This is a genomic window from Pigmentiphaga sp. NML080357 (assembly GCF_002188465.1).
Classification (GTDB): domain Bacteria; phylum Pseudomonadota; class Gammaproteobacteria; order Burkholderiales; family Burkholderiaceae_B; genus Pigmentiphaga.
On record NZ_NINW01000025.1, the window covers coordinates 132187 to 154695 of the forward strand.

A 22509-nucleotide genomic window follows, 5' to 3' on the forward strand; every position below is an offset into this window, starting at 1 on the left:
CATGGCAGATCTCAAGCTCCTGAATGACCAGGGCCAGGTCGCTGCAACCGTCAGCGCCCCCGACACCGTTTTCGGCCGCGAATTCAACGAAGCGCTGGTGCACCAGATCGTCGTCGCCTACCAGGCCAACGCCCGTAGCGGCAACCGCGCCCAGAAAGACCGCGCCGAAGTCAAGCACACGACCAAGAAGCCGTGGCGCCAGAAGGGTACGGGTCGCGCCCGCGCCGGTATGACGTCCTCGCCGCTGTGGCGTGGGGGTGGCCGGATTTTCCCGAATTCGCCCGAAGAAAACTTCAGCCAGAAAGTGAACAAGAAGATGTATCGCGCCGGTGTGCGCTCCATCTTGTCGCAACTGGCCCGCGAAGACCGGATCGCGATCGTCGAGAACTTCGTCGTCGACTCGCCCAAGACCAAAGTGGCCGCCGACAAGCTCAAGAGCCTGGGCTTGAACTCGGTCCTCATCATTACCGATACGGTTGACGAAAACCTCTATCTGGCCACGCGCAACCTGCCGCACGTGGCGGTGGTCGAGTCCCGTTATGCCGATCCGCTGTCGCTGATCCACTACAACAAAGTGTTGATCACCAAGCCCGCGATCGCTCAGCTCGAGGAGATGCTGGGATGAGCAACGACCGTCTGCTCCAGGTTCTGCTGGCGCCGATCGTCTCTGAAAAGAGCACGTTCATCGCCGACAAGAACCAGCAAGTGGCTTTCCGCGTCCTGCAAGACGCCACCAAGCCGGAAATCAAGGCTGCCGTCGAACTGCTCTTCAAGGTGCAGGTCGAGTCCGTGCAGGTTCTCAATACCAAGGGCAAAGTCAAGCGCTTTGGCCGCTTCATCGGCCGCCGCCGCAACGAGCGCAAGGCGTATGTGTCGCTGAAACCGGGTCAGGAAATCGACTTTGCGCAGGAGGTGAAGTAAATGCCCCTCGTCAAGCTGAAGCCGACTTCCGCCGGTCGCCGCGCGATGGTGAAGGTGGTTCACCCCCACCTGCACAAAGGTCGCCCGCTCGACAGTCTGCTCGAAAAGCAGATGCAGAATGCCGGCCGCAACAACAACGGCCACATCACCACGCGTCACCGCGGCGGTGGTCACAAGCAACACTATCGCGTGATCGATTTCAAGCGCACCAAGGACGGCATCCCGGCCAAGGTCGAGCGCATCGAATACGATCCGAACCGTACGGCGCACATCGCTCTGTTGTGCTATGCCGACGGCGAACGTCGCTACATCATCGCCCCGCGCGGTCTTGAAGTCGGCGCCACGCTGGTCTCCGGTAGCGAAGCGCCCATCCGCGCTGGCAACACCCTGCCGATCCGGAACATCCCGGTCGGCAGCACGATCCACTGCGTGGAAATGATCCCCGGCAAGGGCGCCCAGATGGTGCGTTCGGCGGGTGGGTCGGCCGTGCTGCTGGCTCGTGAAGGCACCTATGCCCAGGTTCGCCTGCGTTCGGGCGAAGTCCGCAAGGTGCACATCGAGTGCCGCGCGACCATCGGCGAAGTCAGCAACGAAGAGCATGGCCTGCGCCAGATCGGCAAGGCCGGTGCCACCCGTTGGCGCGGCATTCGCCCCACCGTTCGCGGTGTTGCCATGAACCCGATCGACCACCCGCACGGTGGTGGTGAAGGTCGTACCGGCGAAGCCCGTGAACCGGTCAGCCCCTGGGGCACTCCGTCCAAGGGTTTCAAGACCCGCCGCAACAAGCGGACGAGCAATATGATCGTCCAGCGGCGCAAGAAGAAGTAAGCGAGGCGAGCCATGTCACGTTCGATCAAAAAAGGCCCGTTTGTCGACCTGCACCTTCTGAAGAAGGTCGAGGCGTCCACGGCCGGAAAAGACAAGCGCCCGATCAAGACCTGGTCGCGTCGTTCCACGATCCTGCCCGAGTTCATCGGTCTGACGATCGCGGTTCACAACGGCCGCCAGCATGTTCCCGTGTACATCAACGAGAACATGGTCGGTCACAAACTCGGCGAATTCGCGCTGACCCGTACGTTCAAGGGTCACGCCGCGGATAAGAAGGCCAAGAGGTAAGCGCGATGGAAACCACAGCGAAAGTCCGTGGCGTACGCGTGTCGGCCCAGAAGGCCCGTCTGGTCGCGGACATGATCCGCGGCAAGTCGGTGGCCCAGGCCATCAACATTCTGACGTTCACGCCCAAGAAGTCCGCAGGCATCATCAAGAAGGCGGTCGAATCCGCCATCGCGAATGCCGAGCACAACGATGGTGCCGATATCGACGAACTGAAGGTGAAAACCATCTACGTCGACAAGGGTACCTCGCTCAAGCGTTTCGACGCCCGCGCCAAGGGCCGCGGCGTCAAGATCGAGAAGCAGACGTGCCACATCGTGGTTACGGTCGGCAGCTAAGGAGCCACGATGGGACAGAAAATTCACCCGACCGGGTTCCGTCTCTCGGTCAGCCGTAACTGGTCGTCGCGCTGGTTCGCCAGCGGCAACGCCTATGCCGGCATGCTGGCGGAAGACATCAAGGTCCGCGAATACCTGAAGAAGAAGCTGAAAGGCGCTTCCGTGGGTCGCGTGGTCATCGAGCGTCCCGCCAAGAACGCACGCGTCACGGTGTACTCGGCTCGTCCGGGCGTCGTGATCGGCAAGAAGGGCGAGGACATCGAGATCCTCAAGGCCGACCTGCAGCGCCTGATGGGCGTGCCCGTGCACGTCAACATCGAAGAGATCCGCAAGCCGGAGGTCGACGCTCAGCTGATCGCCGACTCGATCGCCCAGCAGCTCGAGAAGCGCATCATGTTCCGCCGCGCGATGAAGCGCGCCATGCAGAACGCCATGCGTCTCGGCGCCCAGGGCATCAAGATCATGAGCTCGGGTCGTCTGAACGGCATCGAAATCGCCCGTACCGAGTGGTACCGCGAAGGCCGTGTGCCCCTGCACACCCTGCGCGCCAACATCGACTACGGCACTTCCGAAGCCGGCACGACCTATGGCCTGATCGGCATCAAGGTGTGGGTCTACAAGGGCGACACCCTGGGCTCGGCCGAACTGGCTGCCGCCCCGGAAGCAACCAAGGACGAAGAGCGCAAGCCGCGTCGCGGCCCGCGTAACGATCGTGGCGATCGCCCGGGCAACCGCCCCGGCGCCGGCCGTGGTCGTGGCGGCCGCAGGCCCGAAGGCGAGGCAGCCGCTGCTGCCGCGCCCGAAGGCGGCGCCCGGCGTGCGCCGCGCAAGCCGGCTGCCGACGCGGCAGCCGCGCCTGCCAAAGACGGAGAATAAGCATGCTGCAGCCATCGCGCAGGAAATACCGCAAGGAACAAAAAGGCCGCAATACCGGCCTGGCTACGCGCGGCGCCAACGTCTCGTTCGGCGAATTCGGTCTGAAGGCCACGGGTCGTGGCCGCCTGACCGCTCGCCAGATCGAGTCGGCTCGTCGTGCCATCACCCGCCACATCAAGCGTGGCGGCCGTATCTGGATCCGTGTCTTCCCGGACAAGCCGATCTCGCAGAAGCCCGCCGAAGTCCGGATGGGTAACGGCAAGGGCAACCCGGAGTACTGGGTTGCCGAGATCCAGCCCGGCAAGGTGCTGTACGAGATGGAAGGCGTCAACGAGGAACTGGCGCGCGAGGCGTTCCGCCTGGCCGCTGCCAAGCTCCCGATCTCGACCGTCTTCGTGACGCGTCACCTCGGGACGTAAGGAGAAAGCAATGAAGGCAAGCGAACTCCGTTCGAAAGACGCTGCCGAGCTCGGCAAAGAGCTCGAGGGTCTGCTTAGGGCTCAGTTCAGTCTGCGCATGCAGCTGGCTACCCAGCAGCTTTCCAACACCAGCCAGCTCGGCAAGGTCCGCCGCGACATCGCGCGCGTCCGTACCGTGCTGCGCGAGAAAGCCGGGAAGTAAAACATGAGCGAAACCAAGCTGAAGACGCTGACCGGTCGTGTGGTCAGCGACAAGATGAACAAAACGGTGACCGTGCTGGTCGAGCGCCGCGTGAAGCACCCGCTCTACGGCAAGATCGTCGTGCGTTCGAACAAGTATCACGCTCACGACGAAACCAACCAGTACAAGACTGGCGACCTGGTCGAGATCTCGGAGACCCGTCCGGTTTCCAAGACCAAGGCCTGGTCGGTGGTGCGTCTGGTGGAAGCCGCGCGCATTATCTGATCGATCGCCGGCGGAAAGTGCACTCGCGCTTTCCCGCTAGAGCCGCCGGGAGTCTCTCGACTCCCGGCGGCTTTTTGTTTTCCTGGGGTATTCCCTTGGCGCGCCAGCGCCGGAGGCGGCACGGACCTTGCTCTGCCTTGGGTGGCCCTGCCTGGTCTTTTCCGGGCGGCGGTCTGGAGCCGACATGTTCGCCGACCTCAAGCACATTTCGCATCATGCAGCGTGGCGCCGGCAGCTCGAAATGCTGCTGGAATCAGCGGGCGAGGGGATCTATGGGATAGACCTGAGAGGCCGCTGCATCTTCATCAATCGTGCCGGCGCCGACATGCTCGGATATGCCCCGGACGAAGTGGTGGGGCGGAACATGCACTACCTGATCCACCACTCGCATCCCGACCTCACGCTCATGCACGTCGAGCACTGCCGGATTTTCCAGGCGTTTCGCGAAGGCCGGGGCGTGCGCGTGGAGGACGAGGTGCTGTGGCGCCGTGACGGCAGCTGTTTCGATGCGCAGTATGCGTCGTATCCCATACATGACAATGACCGGGTGGTCGGGGCGGTCGTCATGTTCTCGGACATATCCGAGCGGCGCCGCATGGAGCGGGAACTGCAGCGCTCGTACGCCTTGTTGGAGCGCCGGGTGCAAGAGCGTACGTCACGGCTGCAGTCAGCCCATGAATCGTTGCGCCGGCTGTCGGCGCACCTGAGCACGCTGCGGGAAGAAGAGCGCGCACGGATTGCGCGCAATATCCACGACGATCTCGGCGCTTCGTTCACGGCGCTGCAGCTGGAGCTGAACTGGCTCCGCCGGCAACTGGGCGCCGAGCCGGCGTTGCAAGGACATGTCGAGCGTATGCTGGAGGTGGCCCAGAAGGCAATGGAAGCCACGCGGCGCATCGTGAATGACCTGCGTCCCGCGGTCCTGGACCACGTGGGGCTGTGGGCGGCGCTGGAAGCGCTTTTGCTGGACCTGCAACTGCGCGCCGGCTTGGCTTGCCGTTTCGTATGTGCTCCCCAAGCGGAGCGTTGCAGACTAGGCCGCAGCGCGGAAATCGAGGTCTACCGGATCGTCCAGGAGCTGGCCACCAATGTCACGCGGCACGCCCAGGCGCGCGCCGTCAACCTGGTCGCCGAGGTGCGCACGGGTTGCCTGGTGCTATCTTTCGAGGACGACGGCGTGGGCATGCCGCCATCCGAACCGCTGCATACCTTCGGCATCCTCGGGATGCAGGAGCGCGCCCGCGCCATCGGCGCCGTCCTCGAGCTGGACAGCGCGCCCGGGGCGGGTACGCGGGCCCGGCTCACGCTGCCTGATGTTCCGGTGGGACCATGAGATTGAACATCTTGGTCGTCGATGACCATATGATCATCCGCCGCGGGCTGGCACGATTGCTGGGCGAGGATCCGCGCATCGCCCGGGTCGACGAGGCGGCCGACGGCCCGTCGGCGCTGCGGGCATTGCGCCGGGGAGCCTATCACGCCATGGTGCTGGACATCGCGTTGGGCGAGCGTGACGGGCTGGATGTCTTGAAGTCCGTTCGCGGCGAGTTTCCCATGCTGGGCGTGGTCATGCTGTCGGTCTATCCGGAGTCGCAACTGGCGGTCCGCGCTCTGCGTAGCGGTGCCCATGCCTACCTGAACAAGGGCTGCGAACCGGACGATCTGCTGGCTGCCCTGGCCAGCGCCGCCGCCGGCAAGTCCTACGTGACGCCCGCCGTGGCGGAGCTATTGGCCAGTACGGTTCGCCAGGATCGGCCCCAGGCGCCCCACGAACTGCTGTCCAACCGCGAGTTCCAGGTGCTGCAATTGCTCGTCGCGGGCAAGTCGGTGTCCGCCATTGGCGAACACCTGGTACTGTCGGCCAACACGATCTCGACCTATCGCGGCCGCATCTTCGAGAAGCTCGGCGTGCGCAGCATCGCGGAGCTGGTCGCCTATGCCCGTGCGCACGGCCTGCACCTGATCTAGGGCGCGCTGCACCAGTAGTGCGCATCGCGTGCACCGCGTAGTGGGAGCACTACAGCTTTTTCATCGAAACCGGGATACCCGCGCCGATGCCATCCGCGCACCATGACGCCATGCCTGAACCGCGGCGGGGAACGCTGCGCCGGGCCATGTTGCCAGGGTGCTACGCAATGAAGAAAACCGGGTTCCGACTGGGTATCTACGTTTTCAAGGACGCCGAGGTCATCGATTATGCCGCGCCCTACGGCGTGTTCTCGGTGGCGCGCCGCTTCGATCCCGAACTCGATGTGTTCCTGGTGGGCGAGGCGCTCCGGCCGGTCCAGACCCAGGCCGGCCTGACGGTGCTCCCGGCCTATGGTTTCAACGATGCCCCGGCGATGGACGCCTTCCTGATTCCCGGCGGATTCGGTACCCGTCAGGAAATGCATAACCGGCGGCTGCACGACTATATCGCGGCATTGCCGCCCGAGTGCCTGCTGACCAGTGTTTGCACCGGCTCCTGGATATACGCGCGCATGGGGCTGCTGGATGGACGATCGGCCACCAGCCGCAAGGAACCGGACCGGCTGGAGGCTTCGCACCTGGGCCGGACCCCGATCGACCGGCTGGCTGCCTTGGCGCCTGCATGCCGTGTGAGCCGCGCTCGGGTCGTGGATGCCGGCCGCATCATCACCGCGGGTGGCATCGCCAGCGGCCACGAACTGGGCCTGCACTTGCTGCGGCGTGCCGGCTATGCCGAAGACTTCATCGAGGACACGGCACGGGTCATGGAGTACCAACGGGCCTATGAGCTGTACCGGGAAGACATCGAGTTCGCGCCGTCCTTGTCCCCAGATATCCCTGCCTCGTTCCCTTGAGTGGAGTCCGTCATGAGCTTGTTTCGAAATCCTTTCGATGCGCAATCGAGATTGGCATGCGGTTGCGGTCGCCATGCCTCGCAGGCTGAACACGACCTGGCGCAACGGCACGAGGCCGAGGCCCTGCAGGCGCGCGCCGTGGAGAGTGCCGTCATGCGGGCGCTGTTTCCGCAAGATGCGTTGCGGCGCGCCTTCCTGCGGGCCGTGGGCAGCGGGACCGCCATGGCCGCAGTGAGTGCGCTCTTTCCGCTGGGCGCCGCCAAGGAAGCCTTCGCCCAGAGCCCGGGGGCGCTGGAGAAGACCCGGCTGAAGGTAGGCTTCATTCCCATTACCTGCGCCACGCCCATCATCATGGCGCATCCCATGGGTTTTTACGCCAAGCAGGGGCTGGACGTGACTGTCGACAAGGCAGCCGGCTGGGCGCTGATCCGAGATAAAGCCCTCGCGGGGGAATATGACGCCGCACATATGTTGTCGCCGATGCCGCTGGCGATTTCGATGGGGGTGGGAACGGGTAGCGCCGTCCCGTGGACGATGCCGGCAGTGGAGAACATCAATGGGCAGGCGATCACGTTGTCCATCAAGCACAAGGACCGGCGGGACCCCAAGAGCTGGAAGGGCATGAAATTCGCCGTGCCCTTCGATTACTCGATGCACAACTACCTGTTGCGCTATTACCTCGCCGAGCACGGCCTGGACCCGGATACCGACGTGCAGATCCGCGCGGTCCCGCCGCCCGAGATGGTGGCCAACCTGAGGGCAGACAATATCGACGGCTTTCTTGCGCCGGATCCCGTCAACCAGCGCGCCGTCTATGATGGTGTCGGGTACATCCATACGCTGTCCAAGGCGCTCTGGGACGGGCATCCTTGCTGCGCCTTCGCCGCGAGCAAGGAGTTCGTGACGCGGATGCCGAATACCTATCAAGCGCTGCTCAAGGCCATCGTCGAAGCCACGGCCTACGCGCACAGTCCCGCCAATCGCAAGGAGATCGCCGCTGCCATCGCGGCGCCGAACTACCTGAATCAGCCGGCAACAGTGGTAGAACAGGTGCTGACAGGCACGTTCGCCGATGGGCTGGGCAAGGTGATCAAGGAGCCGGCCCGCATCGACTTCGACCCAATGCCTTGGCAGTCGTTCGCTGTCTGGATCCTCACCCAGATGAAACGCTGGGGGCAGATCAAGGGCGAAGTCGACTATCAGAAGGTCGCGCGCGAGGTCTTCCTGGCCACCGACGCCTTGCGGCTGATGAAGGAGGCCGGCTACCCCGTGCCGGCTCAACCGGACAAGACGTTCAGTGTGATGGGCAAGCTCTTCGATCCCGCCCGGCCGGAGGCGTACCTGGCCAGCTTCAAGATCCGGAGAGCCTGATGCCGGTTGCGCAACGTTGGCGATCGGCCATCCTGTCGCTCATCATCCTGGCCGTGCTGCTTGGCGCATGGCAGGCGGCGACCCGTTCCGAGGAAGGCACGGCAGTAGTGGACCCCGCCTATGCGGCATTGGTGGGCAACGCAGCGGCAAGCGGGGGCAAGACGCCTTTCCCGGGGCCCGGGGAGGTAGGCGCGGAGCTTTGGCGCCATCTGGAGGATCCGTTCTACGACCGGGGGCCGAACGACAAGGGCCTGGGCCTGCAATTGGCCTATTCCATTTCCCGTGTGCTGGCGGGGTTTCTTTGCGCTGCATTGGTGGCGATTCCGCTGGGTTTCATGATCGGCATGTCGCCCACGCTTTACCAGGCGTTCGATCCGTTCATCCAGGTGCTCAAGCCGATCTCGCCGCTCGCCTGGATGCCGCTCGCCCTCTACACGATCAAGGACGCGAACTCGTCGGCGATGTTCGTCATCTTCATTTGCTCGGTGTGGCCGATGCTGATCAACACGGCCTTCGGCGTCGGCGCGGTGCGCCAGGACTGGCTCAATGTCGCGCGCACGCTGGAAGTCCCGCGCTTGCGCACGGCCAGGCAGGTGATATTGCCGGCCGCCGCCCCGACCATCATGACCGGCATGCGTATTTCCGTCGGGATCGCGTGGCTCGTGATCGTTGCCGCCGAGATGCTCATTGGCGGCACGGGCATCGGCTACTTCGTCTGGAACGAGTGGAACAACCTGTCCATCGCCAACATCATCTGCGCCATCCTGTTCATCGGATTGATCGGCATGGCGCTGGACCTCCTGCTGGCGCGGGCCGCACGCCTCGTAAGTTATCGGGAGTAGCCAATGAGCCGTCCCTTTCTGGAAGTGCATGGCCTGGCCAAGCATTACGCCGGCCGCGACGGCGGGCCGTCGGCTCCGGTGTTCGAGAACGTCGGCTTCGGCATCGAGCGCGGCGAGTTCATCTGCGTGATCGGCCATTCAGGCTGCGGCAAGACGACGATCCTCAACATCCTTGCCGGCATCGATACGCCCAGCGCCGGCACCATCATCATGGACGGCCGCGAGGTCGACGGGCCGTCGCTCGAGCGCGGCGTGGTGTTCCAGGCCCATGCGCTGCTGCCCTGGATGACTGCGCTGCAGAACGTGGAGTTCGGGGTGCGGTCGCGCTGGCCGGCGTATGGTCCGCGCAAGGTACGCGAGCACAGTGCGCGCTACCTGGAGATGGTTGGGCTCGCCCATGCGCTGGACAGGAAGCCGGCGGAACTGTCGGGTGGGATGAAACAGCGCGTGGGCATTGCGCGGGCTTTTGCCATCCAGCCCAAGATGTTGTTGTTGGATGAGCCGTTCGGTGCGTTGGACGCATTGACCCGAGGCACGATCCAGGACGAATTGCTGGCTATTGTCCGCAAGACCGCCCAGACCGTTTTCATGATCACGCACGACGTCGACGAAGCGATCCTGCTTGCCGACCGCATCCTGTTGATGAGCACCGGCCCGCACGCCCGCATTGCCGAGACGGTGGCGGTCGACCTGCCCCGCTCCCGGACCCGCGCTTCGTTGCATCACGAAGCCCGCTACTACGACATCCGCAACCACCTGGTCGACTTCCTGGTCGACAAAGCTGCCAAAAAGGAGGCCGCACCATCATGATGACCCGAGCCGAAGTGACTGAATTGATCGTCGCCCGCAAGATCGACAAGAAGTTGAGCTGGGCAGAAATAGCCAAGACCGTGGGCCAGAGCAAGGAATGGAGTACCGCCGCGCTCCTCGGCCAGATGACGCTGACCGAGGAGCAGGCACGGGCGGTCGGCAAATTGCTCGACCTGCCGGACGATGCGGTGCTGCAGCTCCAGGTCGTACCCTACAAGGGTTCGCTGCCAACCGCAGTGCCGACCGATCCGCTCATCTATCGCTTCTATGAGCTGGTCAACGTTTATGGCACTACGTTCAAGGAGTTGATTCACGAGGAGTTCGGCGACGGCATCATGAGCGCCATCGACTTCAAGATGGATTTGTCGCGCGAGGCCGACCCCAAGGGCGACCGGGTGCAGATCGTCATGAGCGGGAAGTTCCTCCCGTATAAGACGTACTGACCGCGCGACGGCACGGCGCCGGCGCACGTGGCCGGCGCCGTGCCTCCAGGGCTCAGCGAAGTTCGAAGCGCGCGCTCTGCACCGACTGCGAGTCCAGCCCGATCTGGGCTTCGAACTCGCCGGGCTCGGCCACGTGTTCGAGCCGGGCGTTGAAGAACTTCAAGTCGTCTTCGCCGATGTCGAACTGGACGGTACGCGACTCGCCCGGCTCGAGCGCCAGTTTCCGGAACCCGCGGAGCTCCTTCACGGGCCGTACGACCGATGCCGCTTCGTCGCGGATGTACAGTTGCACGACCGCCTCTCCTTGTCGCCGGCCTGTGTTGGTCACCGTGACCCGGGCCGCGATGCGTCCACCGCGTTCGAGGCGCGCGCTGCTCAGGGATACGGCGGACACCGTGAAGTCGGTATAGCTCAAGCCATACCCGAACGGATACAGCGGCCCGTTCTTCTCCTCGAAGTACTGCGAGGTGTAATTGCCCGGCTTGCCTTCGACGAAGGGCCGGCCCACGCGCGGATGGTTGTAGTAGGTCGGGATCTGCCCGATCGAGCGCGGGAAGGAGATGGGCAGCTTGCCCGACGGGTTGTAGTCGCCGAACAGGACGTCGGCGATGGCGTGGCCGCCTTCGGTGCCGCTGTACCAGGTCTCGAGCATGGCATCGGCGTTGGCGCTCTCCCACTGCAGGTCCAGCGGCCGGCCGTTCATCAGGACCAGGACCAGCGGCTTGCCCGTGGCCTTGAGCGCCTGCAGCAGCGCGCGCTGGCTGGCCGGGATGTCGAGGCGCGTGCGGCTGGAGGATTCGTGCGACATGCCGCGCGATTCGCCCACCGCGGCGACGATCACGTCGGCCCGCCGCGCGGCGGCGACCGCCTCGGCGATCATGTCGGAGGGTGGCCGGGGATCCTGGATCACTTCCTTGTGATCCCAGTTCAGGAAGTTCAGGTAGTCGACGATCTGCTGATCGTCCGTGACGTTGGCGCCCACGGCGTACAGGAGGCGGCCCTTGCCGCGCATCGCTTCTTCCATGCCCCGCCGCAGCGTGATGGACGACTGGCTCTTGCCGGCCGCAGACCAGCTGCCCATCATGTCGAGAGGGGAGTCGGCCAGCGGACCCACGAGCGCGATGGTGGCTGTCTTGGCTAGAGGCAGGGTCTGGTTGCGGTTCTCCAGCAGGACCAGCGACTTGCGCGCGACCTCGCGCGCGTCCGCGCGGTGCATGCGGCTCTCGGCATAAAGGTCGGGCGGGTCGTCGGCCGCGGCGCCTATGCGCACGTAGGGATCCTGGAACAGCCCCATGTCGTACTTGGCGCCGAGAATGTTGCGTACGGAACGGTCGATTTCCTCGACGCTGACTTCGCCCGATTTCACCAGGCCGGGCAGTTCCTGCAGGTAAAGCGTGTCGGCCATGCTCATGTCGATGCCGGCCTTGATGGCGAGCTTGGCGGCTTCGCGGCCATCCCGGGCCACGCCGTGCCGCACCAGCTCGGTAATGGCGCCATGGTCGCTGACGGCCACGCCCCGAAAGCCCCAATCCTTGCGCAGCAGGTCCTGCATCAGCCAGGTATTCGCGCTGGCCGGCACGCCGTTGATGGAATTCAACGCCACCATGACGCCGCCCGCGCCGGCCTCGATGGCGGCGTGGTACGGAGGCAGGTAGTCCTGGTACATGCGCTGGGGGCTCATGTCGACGACGTTGTAGTCGCGTCCGCCCTCCACCGCGCCATACAGCGCGAAATGCTTGACCGCGGCCATGATGCTGTCGGGCTTGGCGGGCGAGGCGCCCTGGTAGCCCTTGACCATGGCCCGCGCGATGCGCGACACCAGGTAGGGATCCTCGCCGAAGCCTTCCGAGGTGCGGCCCCAGCGCGGATCGCGCGAGATGTCCACCATGGGGGCGAAGGTCATGTCCAGGCTGTCGGCGCTGGCCTCGATGGCGGCGACGCGGGCGCCGCGCTCGATGGCGCCCATGTCCCAGCTCGAGGCCTGTCCCAGGCCGATGGGGAATATCGTGCGATGGCCGTGCACGACGTCGTAGGCGAAGAAGATGGGAATCTTCAGCCGGCTCTTCTTGACCGCGGCGTCCTGCATCATGCGGTTGTCGACGTGGACTACCGAATTGAACGTCCCGCCTATGCGGCCGGCTGCGATCTCCTGCGCGATCTTCTCGCGCGGCATGTCGGGGCCGATGCTGATCAGGCGCAGTTGCCCGATTTTTTCGTCCAGCGTCATCTGCTTCATGAGATCGGCGATGAACGCCTGCTTGTCGTGCAGCAGCGCCGGATTGGGCTGCGCGCCGGCAGGGCCGGCAAGCAGGACGGCGAACAACATGGGTGCCAGCCATTTCCGCATGGACTTTCGCGGGAGGGACGAGCGAGGGGGCGCGTCGTGGCGGCGCGCGAGTGCGCCGGGGATGCGAGGGAGGCGGATTCGATGGGAAGAGCTGGGCGCCAAGTGGTCGTCCTCCGAAAGATGTGGGCCGGGGGGCGCGGCGGGGGCGGGAAAGTAGTCGCCGCAAATGGCCCGTACGATTGTACGGGGCGGATCGCGCGATCGGGACGCAAGCGGCGCCAGGACGCCAGCCGCGTATCGCTGGCTATGATACTTTCCCTCGCCGGGATCGTCGCGCGGCGCGGCGCGCGAACGGCCCGAAGCCAGACGGCTTGTTACAACCGTATCCGTCGAGGCTCCCGAAGCATGGAATCATCGACCCCTCCGGCGGTCGTACTCCGACTTGCGGGTACCAATCATGCACATCGTTCCAGGGAGAAAATTAGTGGGTTTCACAGACGTTGCAGGCTCCGTGCGGACCAAGTTGCTGCTTGTTTCGCTAGGGATCGCCACGGTCTTATCCATGCTGGGCGCCGGCCCGGCGCAGGCATTCTCGCTCGAAGACGTCACGGCCCGGGCCAAGGCGCTGGTCGACGCTCCCTACCAGGCGCCGGTCAGCAACCTGCCGCCGGTCTTCAGCAAGATGCAGTTCGCGGACTATCTGCGCATCCAGCCGCGCCGCGACAAGTTCGAATGGCACGATCTCGACACGCCGTTCAAACTCGCCTTCTATCACCAGGGCATGCATTTCGCCACGCCGGTGGCGATCAACGAAGTGGTCGACGGCCAGGTGCACGAGATCAAGTACGATCCGGTCAGGTTCGACTTCGGCGGCCTGTCGTTCGACGCAGGCGCGACGAGCAAGCTGGGCTACGCGGGCTTTCGCGTGCTTTATCCCATCAACCGCGACGGCGTGCGGGACGAGATCATGAGCCTGCTCGGCGCAAGCTATTTCCGCGTGATAGGCAAGGGGCAGGTCTATGGACTCTCGGCGCGGGGGCTGGCGATCGACACCGCGTGGAAAGACGGCATGTCGGAGGAATTTCCCCGCTTCCGGGAATTCTGGGTCGAGCGGCCCAAGCCGCAGGACAGGCATCTCGTGATCTATGCCCTGATGGATTCGCCCCGCGCCACGGGCGCCTACCGCTTCGTGCTGCGGCCCGGCGAGGACGCCGTGCTCGACGTCGAATCCCGCGTGTTCCTGCGCGGCGAGATCAACAAGCTGGGCGTCGCGCCGTTGACCAGCATGTTCCTGTACGGCCCCAACCAGGGCGTGCGGGGCAACAATTTCCGCCCGGCGCTGCACGATTCGAACGGGCTCGCCATCCATACCGGCAACGGCGAATGGCTGTGGCGGCCGCTGAACAATCCGTCGTCGCTGTCCGTCAGCACCTTCCGGGTCACCAGCCCCAAGGGCTTCGGCCTGCTGCAGCGAGGCCACGAGTTCTACCGCTATGAGGACCTGGTCGACCGCTACGACCTGCGTCCCAGCGCGTGGATCGAGCCGAAGGGAGATTGGGGGCCGGGCAAGGTGGAACTGGTCGAGATCCCGACGCCGGACGAGACCAACGACAACATCGTCGCGTTCTGGACCCCGGACGTCCTGCCGCCCAAGGGCCAGCCCATGCGCCACGACTACCGCATTCACTGGACGATGAACGAGCCCGCGCTGCTCGAAAAGGAAGTGGGCTGGGTCAAGCAGACCCTGCGAACCGACGGCGAAGTCCGGCAGGCCAACCTGATCCGCCACCTCGACGGCAGCACCGCCCTGATTGTCGACTTCGAGGGGCCGGTGCTGGCCAAGCTGCCGTCCAACGCCGCGGTGGGGGCGGAAGTGAGCGTCGGGGACAACGCCGAGCTGCTGGAGAACGTCCTGCAGCGCAATCCCGCCATCCAGGGCTGGCGCCTGACCTTGCGCGTCAAGGTGAAGGATCCGAGGCGGCCGGTGGAAATGCGCGCGGCGCTGGTCGAGGGCAGCCACGTGCTGACCGAGACGTGGAGTTATCAACTGGCGCCGCGCAACGGCCCCAACCCGTAGTCCCGCGTTCCTCCGGCCGGGCGCGCCGTCTCCCCTCGTCGCCCCGGCGGTTGTAAGCTGGCGGCGATAGGGGAGGCGGCTCCCCGACGGAAGAAACGATGATCATCAAGAACCAGGAAGATGTCACCCGCGCCGTGCTGGCCGAGGCGGCCCGCGCGCCGGATCCGAGATTCCGGGAAATCCTGTCGGCCGGCATACGCCACCTGCATGCCTTCGCGCGCGAGGCCCGGCTGACCGAGGCGGAGTTCCACCAGCTCTGCGGCGTGATCGCTCGGCTGGGGCAGGCGACCACCGTGTCCCACAACGAGGTGGTGCTGGCGGCGGGCTCGCTCGGCCTGTCGTCCCTGGTCTGCCTGCTGAACAACGGCGACAACGGCCAGACCGAGACCACCGCCAACCTGATGGGGCCATTCTGGCGCATGGATTCGCCCGCCACGCCCAACGGCGGGTCCATCGTGCGGTCGCCCACCCCCGGCGATCCGGTGTTCGTCAACGCCTGGGTACGCGACCGCGATGGGCGGCCCGTGGCCGGCGCGGAAGTGGACGTCTGGCACAGCTCCACCGAGGGCTTCTACGAGAACCAGGATCCGTCGCAGGGCGACATGAACCTGCGCGGCAAGTTCGTCACCGACGAAAACGGGCACATCGCATTCCGCAGCATCAAGCCGGCCGGCTATCCGATTCCGGTGAACGGGCCGGTGGGCGAGCTGATCAAGGCCCAGGGCCGGCACAACATGCGGCCGGCCCATATCCATTTCATGATCTACAAGCCGGGCTTCAAGACCCAGTTCTCGCAGGTGTATTCGAGCGACGATCCCAACCTCGAGACCGACGTGCAGTTCGGCGTCACCGAGGCGCTGGTGGGCCGGTACGTGCTGCACGACGCGGCGAGCGAGCCCGCGCCCGATCCGTCGCTGCAGGGCAAGTGGTATTCGCTCGAACACCATTTCGTGATCGAGCCCGGCGAGGCCCGGTTGCCGAAGCCGCCGATCACCGGGAAGGCGGCCGGGGAGCGTCCGGCCTTGACGGTGCTGGAACGGCGGCGCTGACGCCTGGGCAGCGGCGCGCCGCGCCGGGGTTACGCGCTTTGCTGCGGCTGTCCCACTGCCGGCGCCGCCGGCATGCGGCCGCTCCAGAGCGCGAGCAGCAGGCCTACGGCCGTGAGCGCGGCGCCGGCCCAGCCCACCGACAGCAGGCCCAGGCCAGACAGGGCCAGGCCGCCCACCCAGGCGCCGAGGGCGTTGCCCAGGTTGAAGGCAGCGATGTTCAGGCTCGAGACGAGCGTGGCCCCCGCCGGGCCGGCCTGCTGCAGCACCCGCATCTGCATCGGCGCGACCGTGGCGAACGCGACCGTGCCGAGCACGATGGTATAGGCCATGGCCACGGCTGGATGGCCGAAGGCCCAGTGGCCCAGCGCCAACGCCACCGCCAGGCCGGCCGTGGTCAGCAGCAGCGCCTGCATGACACCGCGGTCGGCCATGCGGCCGCCCAGCAGGTTGCCGGCCGCCAGTCCGCCGCCGAACAGCAGCAGCGTCACGGCCACCAGGTTGTCGCCCATGCCGGTGACCTGCCTGAGCAGCGGCTCGATATAGGTATAGAGCGCGAACACGCCGGCAAAGCCGAACACCGTGATGCCCAGGCCCGCCCAGACTTGCGCGCGCCGGAGCACGGCCAGTTCCTGGCCGAGCGGCGAGACCTCCGGGCGGCCCTGGTCGCGCGGCACGAACAGGGCCAGGATCGCATAGGCGAGCATGCCCACCGCGGCCACCGCGCCGAATGCGGCACGCCAGCCGAAATGCTGGCCGATCCAGGCGCCCGCCGGCACACCCAGCAGGGTGGCCAGCGTCAATCCCGAGAACATCAGGGCAATGGCGGAGGCGCGCTTGTCGGGCGCGACCAGGCCGGTCGCCACCACGGCACCCACGCCGAAGAAGGTGCCGTGCGTGAGCGAGGTCAGCATGCGGGCCGCCATCAGCCAGCCGTAGCCAGGGGCAAGGGCGGCGGCCGCGTTGCCGGCGATGAAGATGAGCATCAGGGCCAGCAGCAGCCGCTTGCGGGGCCAGGTCCGCGTGAGCAGCGTCAGCACCGGCGCGCCGACCGCGACGCCTATCGCGTAGCCCGAGATCAGGGTGCCGGCGGTCGGCAGGGTGATGCCCAGGTCGGTGCTGACCTGGGTCAGCAAGCCCATGATGATGAATTCCGTGGTGCCGATGCCAAAAGCACCGGCAGCCAGCGCCAGGAGAGAAAGTGGCATGTTGAACGTCCTGTAGGCGAATGTGTCGATGGCAACACTGTGGGGCTGGGCGCAAGCTTTGTGTAGATGGAATAATGGAATGACATCTGTTCCTGAAAGGAAAAGGTATGTCGCTTCCCCAAAGAACGTCCTCCCGCGCCGCGTCCGTGGAGGCGCCGGGCGACGCCAACCGGTCGGGCGAGCTGGAGATATTCGTGCTGGTCGCCGAGCAGGGCAGCCTGTCCGCGGCGGCGCGCCGGCTGGGCGTATCGCCCTCGGCGGTCAGCAAGGTCATGGCCCGGCTGGAGGCGCGGCTGGACGTGCAACTGTTGCAGCGCAGCACCCGCCGGGTACAGCTCACGGCGGAGGGTGTCCAATACTACGAGCGGGGCAAGCGGGTCCTGGCCGATCTGGACGAGCTGGAAACCGCGGTGGCCGGCCAGACCGAGCCCAGGGGCCTGGTGCGCATCACCGCCAGCACCTCGACCGGACAGAAACTGCTGGGACCCCTGGTCTCCCGGCTGCTGGCGGTGCATCCGGGACTGAGGCTGGACCTGAACTTCACGGACCAGGTCGTGGACCTGCTGGAGGCGGGGGTCGATATCGCCATCCGCTGGGGGCGGCTGCCTTCCTCCGACGTGGTGGCACGGCTGCTGGGCCGTACCCGCCAAGTCATCGTCGCCAGCCCGGCTTATCTGGCCGAGCGGGGCGTGCCGCGGCATCCCGCCGAACTGTCCGGCCACGTGCGCCTGGGCTGGAATTACCCGCGCGAGGTGCCCCATTGGCCCTTCGCTGTGGACGGGCGGCGGGTCGAGATCGAAATCGGGCAGGTCATCCGGGTCAACGATGGCGAAGTCATGCGCAAGCTGGCCTTGCATGGCGCGGGCGTGGCCCGCCTGTCGGTCTACCATGCCTGGGACGACCTGCTGGCCGGACGCCTGGTGCCGGTGCTGGAGGACTACAACACCGGCGAACTGGAGCCCATCCATGCCGTCTACGTGGGCCGGCCCGACCGGCTGCCGCCGCGCACCCGGGCAGTGCTGGATTTCCTGCAGGCCAACGTGGACCTGGGCTATGCGGAGCAAACGCCCGCGACGTGAGGCGGACTGGGCGAACCGCCCTGGACCCGGATGCGGGCACTGTTGGTCCCGAGCACATAAGTGCTTGCCAAGGCGGCGCTTCCGGGGTACCATAGCTGGCTTACCTGTGGTTTTTTGCCGGAAGAGTGCGTTCGGACTTGAATGGCGGGCCCAGGGGTAAACCGTGTATGCCGCGTCCTTTGCGGCGTTCGCTTCAGAATTTCAACCCAGGGTGGCAAGCGATTGTCCGCCTGACGGGACCAAAACTGATCGGAAGGCCGGGCTCTTCGCCGAAAAAGGCGGGGTCGGGTGTTTCGGGTTAAGTTGGAACAGGGTAAACCATGATTCAAATGCAGACCACGTTGGACGTGGCCGACAACACCGGTGCGCGCTCGGTTATGTGCATCAAGGTGCTCGGCGGCTCCAAGCGCCGCTATGCCGGCATCGGCGACGTCATCAAAGTGAGCGTCAAGGATGCTGCCCCCCGCGGTCGCGTAAAGAAGGGCGAAATCTACAACGCCGTGGTGGTTCGTACCGCCAAGGGCGTCCGTCGCAAGGACGGTTCGCTGATCCGTTTCGGCGGCAATGCCGCCGTGTTGCTCAACGCCAAGCTCGAGCCCATCGGCACTCGCATCTTCGGACCCGTTACGCGCGAACTGCGTACCGAGCGTTTCATGAAGATCGTGTCGCTGGCGCCGGAAGTGCTGTAAAGGGGCCGCGATGAACAAGATCCGTAAAGGCGACGAAGTCATCGTCCTGACCGGCAAGGACAAGTCCAAGCGCGGCACCGTGCTGACCGTCCTGGCCGACCACGTCGTGGTCGAGGGCATCAATGTCGTCAAGAAAAACGTGAAGCCGAACCCGATGGCCAACCAGCCCGGCGGCATCATCGACAAGACCATGCCCATCCACGTTTCCAACGTGGCGATCTTCAACCCCGCCACCGGCAAGGCCGATCGCGTGGGCATCAAGAAGGTCGACGGCAAGAACGTTCGCGTTTTCCGTTCCAATGGCGAAGCCATTGCGACGAAAGCGTAAGCGGGAGCAAAGAACATGGCCCGTCTTCAAGACTATTACCGCGAGAAGGTCGTTGCCGACCTGACCAAGCAGTTCTCGTACAAGAGCGTGATGGAAGTGCCCCGCATCACCAAGATCACCCTGAACATGGGTGTCTCGGAAGCGGTCGCTGACAAGAAAGTCATCGAGCACGCCACTGGCGACCTGACCAAGATCGCCGGCCAGAAGCCCGTCGTGACCAAGTCGCGCAAGGCTATCGCCGGTTTCAAGATCCGCGAGAACTATCCGATCGGCTGCATGGTGACCCTGCGTGGCGCCCGCATGTACGAATTCCTCGATCGCCTGATCAGCGTCGCGCTGCCGCGCGTGCGCGATTTCCGTGGTATCTCCGGCCGTGCGTTCGACGGTCGCGGCAACTACAACATCGGTGTGAAAGAACAGATCATCTTCCCCGAGATCGAGTACGACAAGATCGATACGCTTCGTGGGCTGAACATCAGCATCACGACCACGGCCAAGACCGATGAAGAAGCCAAGGCGCTGCTGTCGGCCTTCCGCTTCCCGTTCCGTAATTAAGGGGTGAAATAGTGGCTAAGCTTTCACTCATCAACCGCGATATCAAGCGTGCCAAGCTGGCGGCCAAGTATGCCGCCAAGCGCGCCGCGCTCCAGGCTATCGTCGACGATGCGTCCAAGTCGGACGAAGAACGTTACCAGGCTCGCCTGAAGATTCAGCAGCTGCCCCGTAACGCCAACCCCACTCGCCAGCGCAACCGCTGCGCGGTGACCGGTCGCCCCCGTGGCGTGTTTCGCAAGTTCGGTCTGGCCCGTAACAAGCTGCGCGAGATGGCTATGCGCGGCGAGATCCCGGGCATGACCAAGGCCAGCTGGTAGGAGAGTCATTCATGAGCATGAGCGATCCGATCGCCGATATGCTGACGCGCATCCGCAATGCGCAGCGCGTAGATAAGGCGTCCGTGTCCATGCCCTCCTCGAAGCTGAAGGTGGCGATCGCCACCGTGCTGAAGGACGAGGGCTACATCGACGGTTTCGAGGTCAAGGCCAACGACGGCAAACCCGAACTCGAGATCACCCTGAAGTACTACGCCGGCCGTCCGGTCATCGAGCGCATCGAACGCGTCTCGAAGCCCGGCCTGCGTATCTACAAGGGACGTCATTCCATTCCCCAGGTCATGAACGGCCTGGGCGTGACCATCGTGTCCACCTCCCGTGGCGTGATGACCGATCGCAAGGCGCGCGCCAACGGCGTGGGCGGCGAGGTCCTCTGCTACGTGGCGTAAGGAGTCGACATGTCGCGTATAGCTAAATATCCCGTCGAGCTGCCCAAGGGCGTCGAGGCCACCATCGCTGCCGACCAGATCACCGTCAAGGGTCCGCTGGGCACGCTGGTGCAGGCGCTGACCGGCGAAGTCACGATCCAGCAGGATGCCGGCAAGCTGACGTTCGCCGCTGCCAACGACAGCCGCGAAGCCAAGGCCATGTCCGGCACCGTGCGCGCCCTGGTCAACAACATGGTGACCGGCGTCAGCAAGGGCTTCGAGCGCAAGCTGACCCTGGTCGGCGTGGGTTATCGTGCCCAGGCCCAAGGCGATGCCGTCAAGCTGCAGCTCGGTTTCTCGCACGATGTCGTGCACAAGATGCCCGCCGGCGTGAAGGTTGAGTGCCCCTCGCAGACCGAAGTCATCGTCAAGGGGGCCAACAAGCAACAGGTTGGTCAGGTGGCCGCAGAAATCCGCGCCTACCGCTCTCCCGAGCCCTACAAGGGCAAGGGCGTGCGCTATGCGGACGAGCGGGTCATCATCAAAGAGACCAAGAAGAAATAAGGCGGGCAAGGACGAATCATGGACAAGAAGCAAGCTCGTTTGCGTCGTGCGGTACCTACCCGCCGGAAGATCGCCGAGTTGCGCGTGCATCGCCTGTCGGTGTTCCGCTCCAACCTGCACATCTACGCAAACATCATTTCGCCGGAAGGCGATAAGGTGCTGGTCAGCGCCTCGACCGTCGAACCCGAAGTCCGCCAGCAGCTGGCAGGCGAGTCGGGCAAGGGCGGCAACGTGGCCGCAGCAACCCTGGTGGGCAAGCGCGTGGCCGAAAAGGCCAAGGCTGCCGGTATCGAGACCGTCGCGTTCGATCGCAGCGGTTTCCGCTACCACGGCCGCGTCAAGGCCCTGGCTGATGCCGCGCGTGAAGCCGGTCTGAAGTTTTAAGCGAGGATTACATGGCCAAGATGCAAGGCAAGAATGCAGCGGCTGAGGAACGCGACGACGGTCTTCGCGAGAAGATGATTGCCGTCAACCGCGTCACGAAGGTCGTGAAGGGCGGTCGTATCCTCGGTTTCGCGGCGCTGACGGTGGTCGGCGACGGCGATGGTCGCGTCGGCATGGGCAAGGGCAAGGCCCGGGAAGTCCCGGTCGCGGTCCAGAAAGCCATGGAAGAAGCCCGTCGCAAGATGGTCAAGGTGCCGCTGAAGAACGGTACCCTGTATCACAACGTGGTTGGCAAGCATGGCGCCTCGACCGTTCTGATCTCGCCCGCCGTCGAAGGTACCGGCGTGATCGCCGGCGGCCCGATGCGCGCGATCTTCGACGTGCTCGGCGTTCGTAACGTGGTGGCCAAGAGCCTCGGCTCGACCAACCCGTACAACCTCGTGCGCGCGACGCTCAACGGTCTGAGCGCAAGCTCGACTCCGGCCGAAGTCGCCGCCAAGCGCGGCAAGTCGGTCGAAGAGATCCTGGGGTAAGCCATGACTAAGAAGAACGTCAAAGTGACGCTCGTGCGTTCCCCCATCGGAACGCCCGAATCGCATCGCGCCACGGTGCGCGGTCTGGGTCTGCGCCGCCTGAACAGCTCGCGCGTCCTGGTCGATACGCCGGAAGTGCGCGGGATGATCCGCAAGGTGTCCTATCTGGTCACCGTGTCGGAAGCCTGAGAGGTCTAGCATGCAACTGAATACGCTCAAGCCGGCCGCCGGCAGCAAGCACGCCAAGCGCCGCGTCGGTCGTGGTATCGGCTCCGGCCTCGGCAAGACCGCCGGCCGTGGCCACAAGGGCCAGAAGTCGCGTTCGGGCGGCTTCCACAAGGTCGGTTTCGAAGGCGGCCAGATGCCGCTGCAGCGCCGCCTGCCCAAGCGTGGTTTCTCCACCATGGGCCAGCACCTGTACGCACAGGTCCGTCTGTCGGAACTGCAGGCCCTGCCGGTCGAGGAAATCGACGTGCAGGCGCTCAAGCAGGCCGGCGTGGTCGGCCAGCAAGTGCGCTACGTCAAGGTCATCAAGACCGGCGAGCTCTCCCGCAAGGTGGTGCTCAAGGGCATGACGGCCACGGCAGGTGCCAAGGCGGCGATCGAAGCCGCCGGTGGTTCCCTGGTCTGAATAA

General features: G+C 65.0%; 31 protein-coding genes. 29 read left to right on the forward strand and 2 right to left on the reverse strand.

Annotated elements, in window-relative coordinates:
- The first annotated feature begins 1 nt into the window (after nucleotide 1).
- The 16 genes from rplD to cynS all read left to right on the forward strand — a co-directional run bounded on the left by rplD (nucleotide 2) and on the right by cynS (nucleotide 10421).
- Nucleotides 2–625: a 50S ribosomal protein L4 gene (rplD, locus tag CDO44_RS09545; protein WP_087779996.1), complete on the forward strand. Its 624-nt coding sequence runs from the start codon at nucleotides 2–4 to the stop codon at nucleotides 623–625.
- Complete coding sequence (rplW, locus tag CDO44_RS09550) at nucleotides 622–921, forward strand: 50S ribosomal protein L23 (protein WP_087779997.1); 300 nt, start codon at nucleotides 622–624, stop codon at nucleotides 919–921. Before rplD ends, rplW begins: the two co-directional genes overlap by 4 nt.
- Entirely contained in the window at nucleotides 922–1749 is an 828-nt protein-coding gene (gene rplB, locus CDO44_RS09555) for a 50S ribosomal protein L2 (RefSeq protein WP_087779998.1), read from the forward strand. It abuts the gene before it with no gap.
- A 12-nt stretch (nucleotides 1750–1761) separates the two neighbouring features.
- Entirely contained in the window at nucleotides 1762–2037 is a 276-nt protein-coding gene (gene rpsS, locus CDO44_RS09560; protein ID WP_087779999.1) for a 30S ribosomal protein S19, read from the forward strand.
- A gap of 5 nt (nucleotides 2038–2042) precedes the next feature.
- Nucleotides 2043–2372, forward strand: coding sequence for a 50S ribosomal protein L22 (gene rplV, locus CDO44_RS09565; protein WP_087780000.1), 330 nt, complete (start codon nucleotides 2043–2045; stop codon nucleotides 2370–2372).
- 9 nt (nucleotides 2373–2381) lie between these two features.
- Entirely contained in the window at nucleotides 2382–3248 is an 867-nt protein-coding gene (gene rpsC / locus CDO44_RS09570; RefSeq protein ID WP_087780001.1) for a 30S ribosomal protein S3, read from the forward strand.
- Between the two features lie 2 nt (nucleotides 3249–3250).
- Nucleotides 3251–3667, forward strand: a complete 417-nt coding sequence (gene rplP, locus CDO44_RS09575) for a 50S ribosomal protein L16 (protein ID WP_087780002.1) — start codon at nucleotides 3251–3253, stop codon at nucleotides 3665–3667.
- Between the two features lie 10 nt (nucleotides 3668–3677).
- Nucleotides 3678–3869, forward strand: coding sequence for a 50S ribosomal protein L29 (rpmC, locus tag CDO44_RS09580; RefSeq protein ID WP_087780003.1), 192 nt, complete (start codon nucleotides 3678–3680; stop codon nucleotides 3867–3869).
- Nucleotides 3870–3872: 3 nt separating this feature from the next.
- Nucleotides 3873–4133 carry a 30S ribosomal protein S17 gene (gene rpsQ, locus CDO44_RS09585; RefSeq protein ID WP_087780004.1) on the forward strand — a complete coding sequence of 87 codons (261 nt, stop codon included), beginning with the start codon at nucleotides 3873–3875 and terminating at the stop codon, nucleotides 4131–4133.
- Nucleotides 4134–4317: 184 nt separating this feature from the next.
- A complete protein-coding gene (locus CDO44_RS09590) occupies nucleotides 4318–5466 on the forward strand; it encodes a PAS domain-containing sensor histidine kinase (protein WP_087780005.1) in 1149 nt (382 codons plus the stop codon).
- Nucleotides 5463–6101 carry a response regulator transcription factor gene (locus CDO44_RS09595; RefSeq protein WP_087780006.1) on the forward strand — a complete coding sequence of 213 codons (639 nt, stop codon included), beginning with the start codon at nucleotides 5463–5465 and terminating at the stop codon, nucleotides 6099–6101. The genes CDO44_RS09590 and CDO44_RS09595 overlap by 4 nt, the downstream gene beginning before the upstream one ends.
- A 167-nt stretch (nucleotides 6102–6268) precedes the next feature.
- Nucleotides 6269–6955 carry a DJ-1/PfpI family protein gene (locus CDO44_RS09600; RefSeq protein WP_198951332.1) on the forward strand — a complete coding sequence of 229 codons (687 nt, stop codon included), beginning with the start codon at nucleotides 6269–6271 and terminating at the stop codon, nucleotides 6953–6955.
- Between the two features lie 12 nt (nucleotides 6956–6967).
- Nucleotides 6968–8326: a CmpA/NrtA family ABC transporter substrate-binding protein gene (locus CDO44_RS09605; protein WP_087780007.1), complete on the forward strand. Its 1359-nt coding sequence runs from the start codon at nucleotides 6968–6970 to the stop codon at nucleotides 8324–8326.
- Nucleotides 8326–9168 carry a nitrate ABC transporter permease gene (ntrB, locus tag CDO44_RS09610; RefSeq protein WP_087780008.1) on the forward strand — a complete coding sequence of 281 codons (843 nt, stop codon included), beginning with the start codon at nucleotides 8326–8328 and terminating at the stop codon, nucleotides 9166–9168. The genes CDO44_RS09605 and ntrB overlap by 1 nt, the downstream gene beginning before the upstream one ends.
- 3 nt (nucleotides 9169–9171) lie before the next feature.
- Nucleotides 9172–9978, forward strand: coding sequence for an ABC transporter ATP-binding protein (locus tag CDO44_RS09615; RefSeq protein ID WP_087780009.1), 807 nt, complete (start codon nucleotides 9172–9174; stop codon nucleotides 9976–9978).
- Nucleotides 9978–10421 carry a cyanase gene (gene cynS, locus CDO44_RS09620; RefSeq protein ID WP_087780112.1) on the forward strand — a complete coding sequence of 148 codons (444 nt, stop codon included), beginning with the start codon at nucleotides 9978–9980 and terminating at the stop codon, nucleotides 10419–10421. Before CDO44_RS09615 ends, cynS begins: the two co-directional genes overlap by 1 nt.
- Nucleotides 10422–10473: 52 nt before the next feature.
- On the opposite strand, the gene bglX is transcribed toward cynS, so the two are convergent.
- Nucleotides 10474–12747 carry a beta-glucosidase BglX gene (bglX, locus tag CDO44_RS09625; RefSeq protein ID WP_233146106.1) on the reverse strand — a complete coding sequence of 758 codons (2274 nt, stop codon included), beginning with the start codon at nucleotides 12745–12747 and terminating at the stop codon, nucleotides 10474–10476.
- Nucleotides 12748–13270: 523 nt separating this feature from the next.
- Here bglX and CDO44_RS09630 point away from each other — a divergent pair.
- On the forward strand, nucleotides 13271–14785 hold the full coding sequence (locus CDO44_RS09630; protein ID WP_087780011.1) for a glucan biosynthesis protein G: 1515 nt from the start codon (nucleotides 13271–13273) through the stop codon (nucleotides 14783–14785).
- 98 nt (nucleotides 14786–14883) lie between these two features.
- On the forward strand, nucleotides 14884–15834 hold the full coding sequence (locus tag CDO44_RS09635; protein ID WP_087780012.1) for a dioxygenase: 951 nt from the start codon (nucleotides 14884–14886) through the stop codon (nucleotides 15832–15834).
- Between the two features lie 29 nt (nucleotides 15835–15863).
- Here the strand turns inward: CDO44_RS09635 and CDO44_RS09640 are convergent, their stop codons facing one another.
- On the reverse strand, nucleotides 15864–17039 hold the full coding sequence (locus tag CDO44_RS09640) for an MFS transporter (protein WP_087780013.1): 1176 nt from the start codon (nucleotides 17037–17039) through the stop codon (nucleotides 15864–15866).
- A 107-nt stretch (nucleotides 17040–17146) separates the two neighbouring features.
- Between CDO44_RS09640 and CDO44_RS09645 the strand changes: the two genes are divergently transcribed.
- From CDO44_RS09645 to rplO, 11 genes are all read left to right on the forward strand, one after another.
- Nucleotides 17147–18118 (forward strand): LysR family transcriptional regulator, encoded by a 972-nt coding sequence (locus tag CDO44_RS09645; RefSeq protein ID WP_087780014.1) that lies wholly within the window; start codon nucleotides 17147–17149, stop codon nucleotides 18116–18118.
- 320 nt (nucleotides 18119–18438) lie between these two features.
- Nucleotides 18439–18807: a 50S ribosomal protein L14 gene (gene rplN, locus CDO44_RS09650; RefSeq protein ID WP_087780015.1), complete on the forward strand. Its 369-nt coding sequence runs from the start codon at nucleotides 18439–18441 to the stop codon at nucleotides 18805–18807.
- A 10-nt stretch (nucleotides 18808–18817) separates the two neighbouring features.
- Nucleotides 18818–19135 (forward strand): 50S ribosomal protein L24, encoded by a 318-nt coding sequence (gene rplX / locus CDO44_RS09655; RefSeq protein ID WP_087780016.1) that lies wholly within the window; start codon nucleotides 18818–18820, stop codon nucleotides 19133–19135.
- Nucleotides 19136–19150: 15 nt separating this feature from the next.
- Nucleotides 19151–19690 carry a 50S ribosomal protein L5 gene (gene rplE, locus CDO44_RS09660; protein ID WP_087780017.1) on the forward strand — a complete coding sequence of 180 codons (540 nt, stop codon included), beginning with the start codon at nucleotides 19151–19153 and terminating at the stop codon, nucleotides 19688–19690.
- 11 nt (nucleotides 19691–19701) lie between these two features.
- Entirely contained in the window at nucleotides 19702–20007 is a 306-nt protein-coding gene (gene rpsN, locus CDO44_RS09665) for a 30S ribosomal protein S14 (RefSeq protein ID WP_087780018.1), read from the forward strand.
- An 11-nt stretch (nucleotides 20008–20018) separates the two neighbouring features.
- On the forward strand, nucleotides 20019–20414 hold the full coding sequence (rpsH, locus tag CDO44_RS09670; protein WP_087780019.1) for a 30S ribosomal protein S8: 396 nt from the start codon (nucleotides 20019–20021) through the stop codon (nucleotides 20412–20414).
- Nucleotides 20415–20423: 9 nt separating this feature from the next.
- A complete protein-coding gene (gene rplF, locus CDO44_RS09675; RefSeq protein ID WP_087780020.1) occupies nucleotides 20424–20957 on the forward strand; it encodes a 50S ribosomal protein L6 in 534 nt (177 codons plus the stop codon).
- A gap of 18 nt (nucleotides 20958–20975) precedes the next feature.
- Entirely contained in the window at nucleotides 20976–21341 is a 366-nt protein-coding gene (gene rplR / locus CDO44_RS09680; RefSeq protein ID WP_087780021.1) for a 50S ribosomal protein L18, read from the forward strand.
- 11 nt (nucleotides 21342–21352) lie between these two features.
- The gene (rpsE, locus tag CDO44_RS09685) at nucleotides 21353–21874 is read left to right on the forward strand and encodes a 30S ribosomal protein S5 (protein ID WP_087780022.1); all 522 of its coding nucleotides are present in this window, start codon (nucleotides 21353–21355) and stop codon (nucleotides 21872–21874) included.
- Between the two features lie 3 nt (nucleotides 21875–21877).
- The gene (rpmD, locus tag CDO44_RS09690; protein WP_087780023.1) at nucleotides 21878–22063 is read left to right on the forward strand and encodes a 50S ribosomal protein L30; all 186 of its coding nucleotides are present in this window, start codon (nucleotides 21878–21880) and stop codon (nucleotides 22061–22063) included.
- Nucleotides 22064–22073: 10 nt separating this feature from the next.
- Nucleotides 22074–22505, forward strand: a complete 432-nt coding sequence (gene rplO, locus CDO44_RS09695; RefSeq protein WP_087780024.1) for a 50S ribosomal protein L15 — start codon at nucleotides 22074–22076, stop codon at nucleotides 22503–22505.
- Nucleotides 22506–22509 lie beyond the last annotated feature (4 nt).

Excerpts from the sequence above, each read along its gene's own strand:
- CDO44_RS09600 (WP_198951332.1), top strand. The coding sequence starts at position 6,269 with ATGAAGAAAACCGGGTTCCGACTGGGTATCTACGTTTTCAAGGACGCC.
- ntrB (WP_087780008.1), top strand. The coding sequence starts at position 8,326 with ATGCCGGTTGCGCAACGTTGGCGATCGGCCATCCTGTCGCTCATCATC.
- rplV (WP_087780000.1), top strand. The coding sequence starts at position 2,043 with ATGGAAACCACAGCGAAAGTCCGTGGCGTACGCGTGTCGGCCCAGAAG.
- rplX (WP_087780016.1), top strand. The coding sequence starts at position 18,818 with ATGAACAAGATCCGTAAAGGCGACGAAGTCATCGTCCTGACCGGCAAG.
- rplF (WP_087780020.1), top strand. The coding sequence starts at position 20,424 with ATGTCGCGTATAGCTAAATATCCCGTCGAGCTGCCCAAGGGCGTCGAG.
- rplD (WP_087779996.1), top strand. The coding sequence starts at position 2 with ATGGCAGATCTCAAGCTCCTGAATGACCAGGGCCAGGTCGCTGCAACC.
- rplW (WP_087779997.1), top strand. The coding sequence starts at position 622 with ATGAGCAACGACCGTCTGCTCCAGGTTCTGCTGGCGCCGATCGTCTCT.
- rpmD (WP_087780023.1), top strand. The coding sequence starts at position 21,878 with ATGACTAAGAAGAACGTCAAAGTGACGCTCGTGCGTTCCCCCATCGGA.
- rplR (WP_087780021.1), top strand. The coding sequence starts at position 20,976 with ATGGACAAGAAGCAAGCTCGTTTGCGTCGTGCGGTACCTACCCGCCGG.
- rplN (WP_087780015.1), top strand. The coding sequence starts at position 18,439 with ATGATTCAAATGCAGACCACGTTGGACGTGGCCGACAACACCGGTGCG.
- rplE (WP_087780017.1), top strand. The coding sequence starts at position 19,151 with ATGGCCCGTCTTCAAGACTATTACCGCGAGAAGGTCGTTGCCGACCTG.
- rplB (WP_087779998.1), top strand. The coding sequence starts at position 922 with ATGCCCCTCGTCAAGCTGAAGCCGACTTCCGCCGGTCGCCGCGCGATG.
- CDO44_RS09645 (WP_087780014.1), top strand. The coding sequence starts at position 17,147 with ATGTCGCTTCCCCAAAGAACGTCCTCCCGCGCCGCGTCCGTGGAGGCG.
- rpmC (WP_087780003.1), top strand. The coding sequence starts at position 3,678 with ATGAAGGCAAGCGAACTCCGTTCGAAAGACGCTGCCGAGCTCGGCAAA.
- CDO44_RS09630 (WP_087780011.1), top strand. The coding sequence starts at position 13,271 with ATGCTGGGCGCCGGCCCGGCGCAGGCATTCTCGCTCGAAGACGTCACG.
- CDO44_RS09595 (WP_087780006.1), top strand. The coding sequence starts at position 5,463 with ATGAGATTGAACATCTTGGTCGTCGATGACCATATGATCATCCGCCGC.
- CDO44_RS09605 (WP_087780007.1), top strand. The coding sequence starts at position 6,968 with ATGAGCTTGTTTCGAAATCCTTTCGATGCGCAATCGAGATTGGCATGC.
- rpsS (WP_087779999.1), top strand. The coding sequence starts at position 1,762 with ATGTCACGTTCGATCAAAAAAGGCCCGTTTGTCGACCTGCACCTTCTG.
- CDO44_RS09615 (WP_087780009.1), top strand. The coding sequence starts at position 9,172 with ATGAGCCGTCCCTTTCTGGAAGTGCATGGCCTGGCCAAGCATTACGCC.
- rplP (WP_087780002.1), top strand. The coding sequence starts at position 3,251 with ATGCTGCAGCCATCGCGCAGGAAATACCGCAAGGAACAAAAAGGCCGC.
- rpsH (WP_087780019.1), top strand. The coding sequence starts at position 20,019 with ATGAGCATGAGCGATCCGATCGCCGATATGCTGACGCGCATCCGCAAT.
- CDO44_RS09635 (WP_087780012.1), top strand. The coding sequence starts at position 14,884 with ATGATCATCAAGAACCAGGAAGATGTCACCCGCGCCGTGCTGGCCGAG.
- CDO44_RS09640 (WP_087780013.1), bottom strand. The coding sequence starts at position 17,039 with ATGCCACTTTCTCTCCTGGCGCTGGCTGCCGGTGCTTTTGGCATCGGC.
- rpsC (WP_087780001.1), top strand. The coding sequence starts at position 2,382 with ATGGGACAGAAAATTCACCCGACCGGGTTCCGTCTCTCGGTCAGCCGT.
- cynS (WP_087780112.1), top strand. The coding sequence starts at position 9,978 with ATGACCCGAGCCGAAGTGACTGAATTGATCGTCGCCCGCAAGATCGAC.
- rpsQ (WP_087780004.1), top strand. The coding sequence starts at position 3,873 with ATGAGCGAAACCAAGCTGAAGACGCTGACCGGTCGTGTGGTCAGCGAC.
- CDO44_RS09590 (WP_087780005.1), top strand. The coding sequence starts at position 4,318 with ATGTTCGCCGACCTCAAGCACATTTCGCATCATGCAGCGTGGCGCCGG.
- bglX (WP_233146106.1), bottom strand. The coding sequence starts at position 12,747 with ATGTTGTTCGCCGTCCTGCTTGCCGGCCCTGCCGGCGCGCAGCCCAAT.
- rpsE (WP_087780022.1), top strand. The coding sequence starts at position 21,353 with ATGGCCAAGATGCAAGGCAAGAATGCAGCGGCTGAGGAACGCGACGAC.
- rplO (WP_087780024.1), top strand. The coding sequence starts at position 22,074 with ATGCAACTGAATACGCTCAAGCCGGCCGCCGGCAGCAAGCACGCCAAG.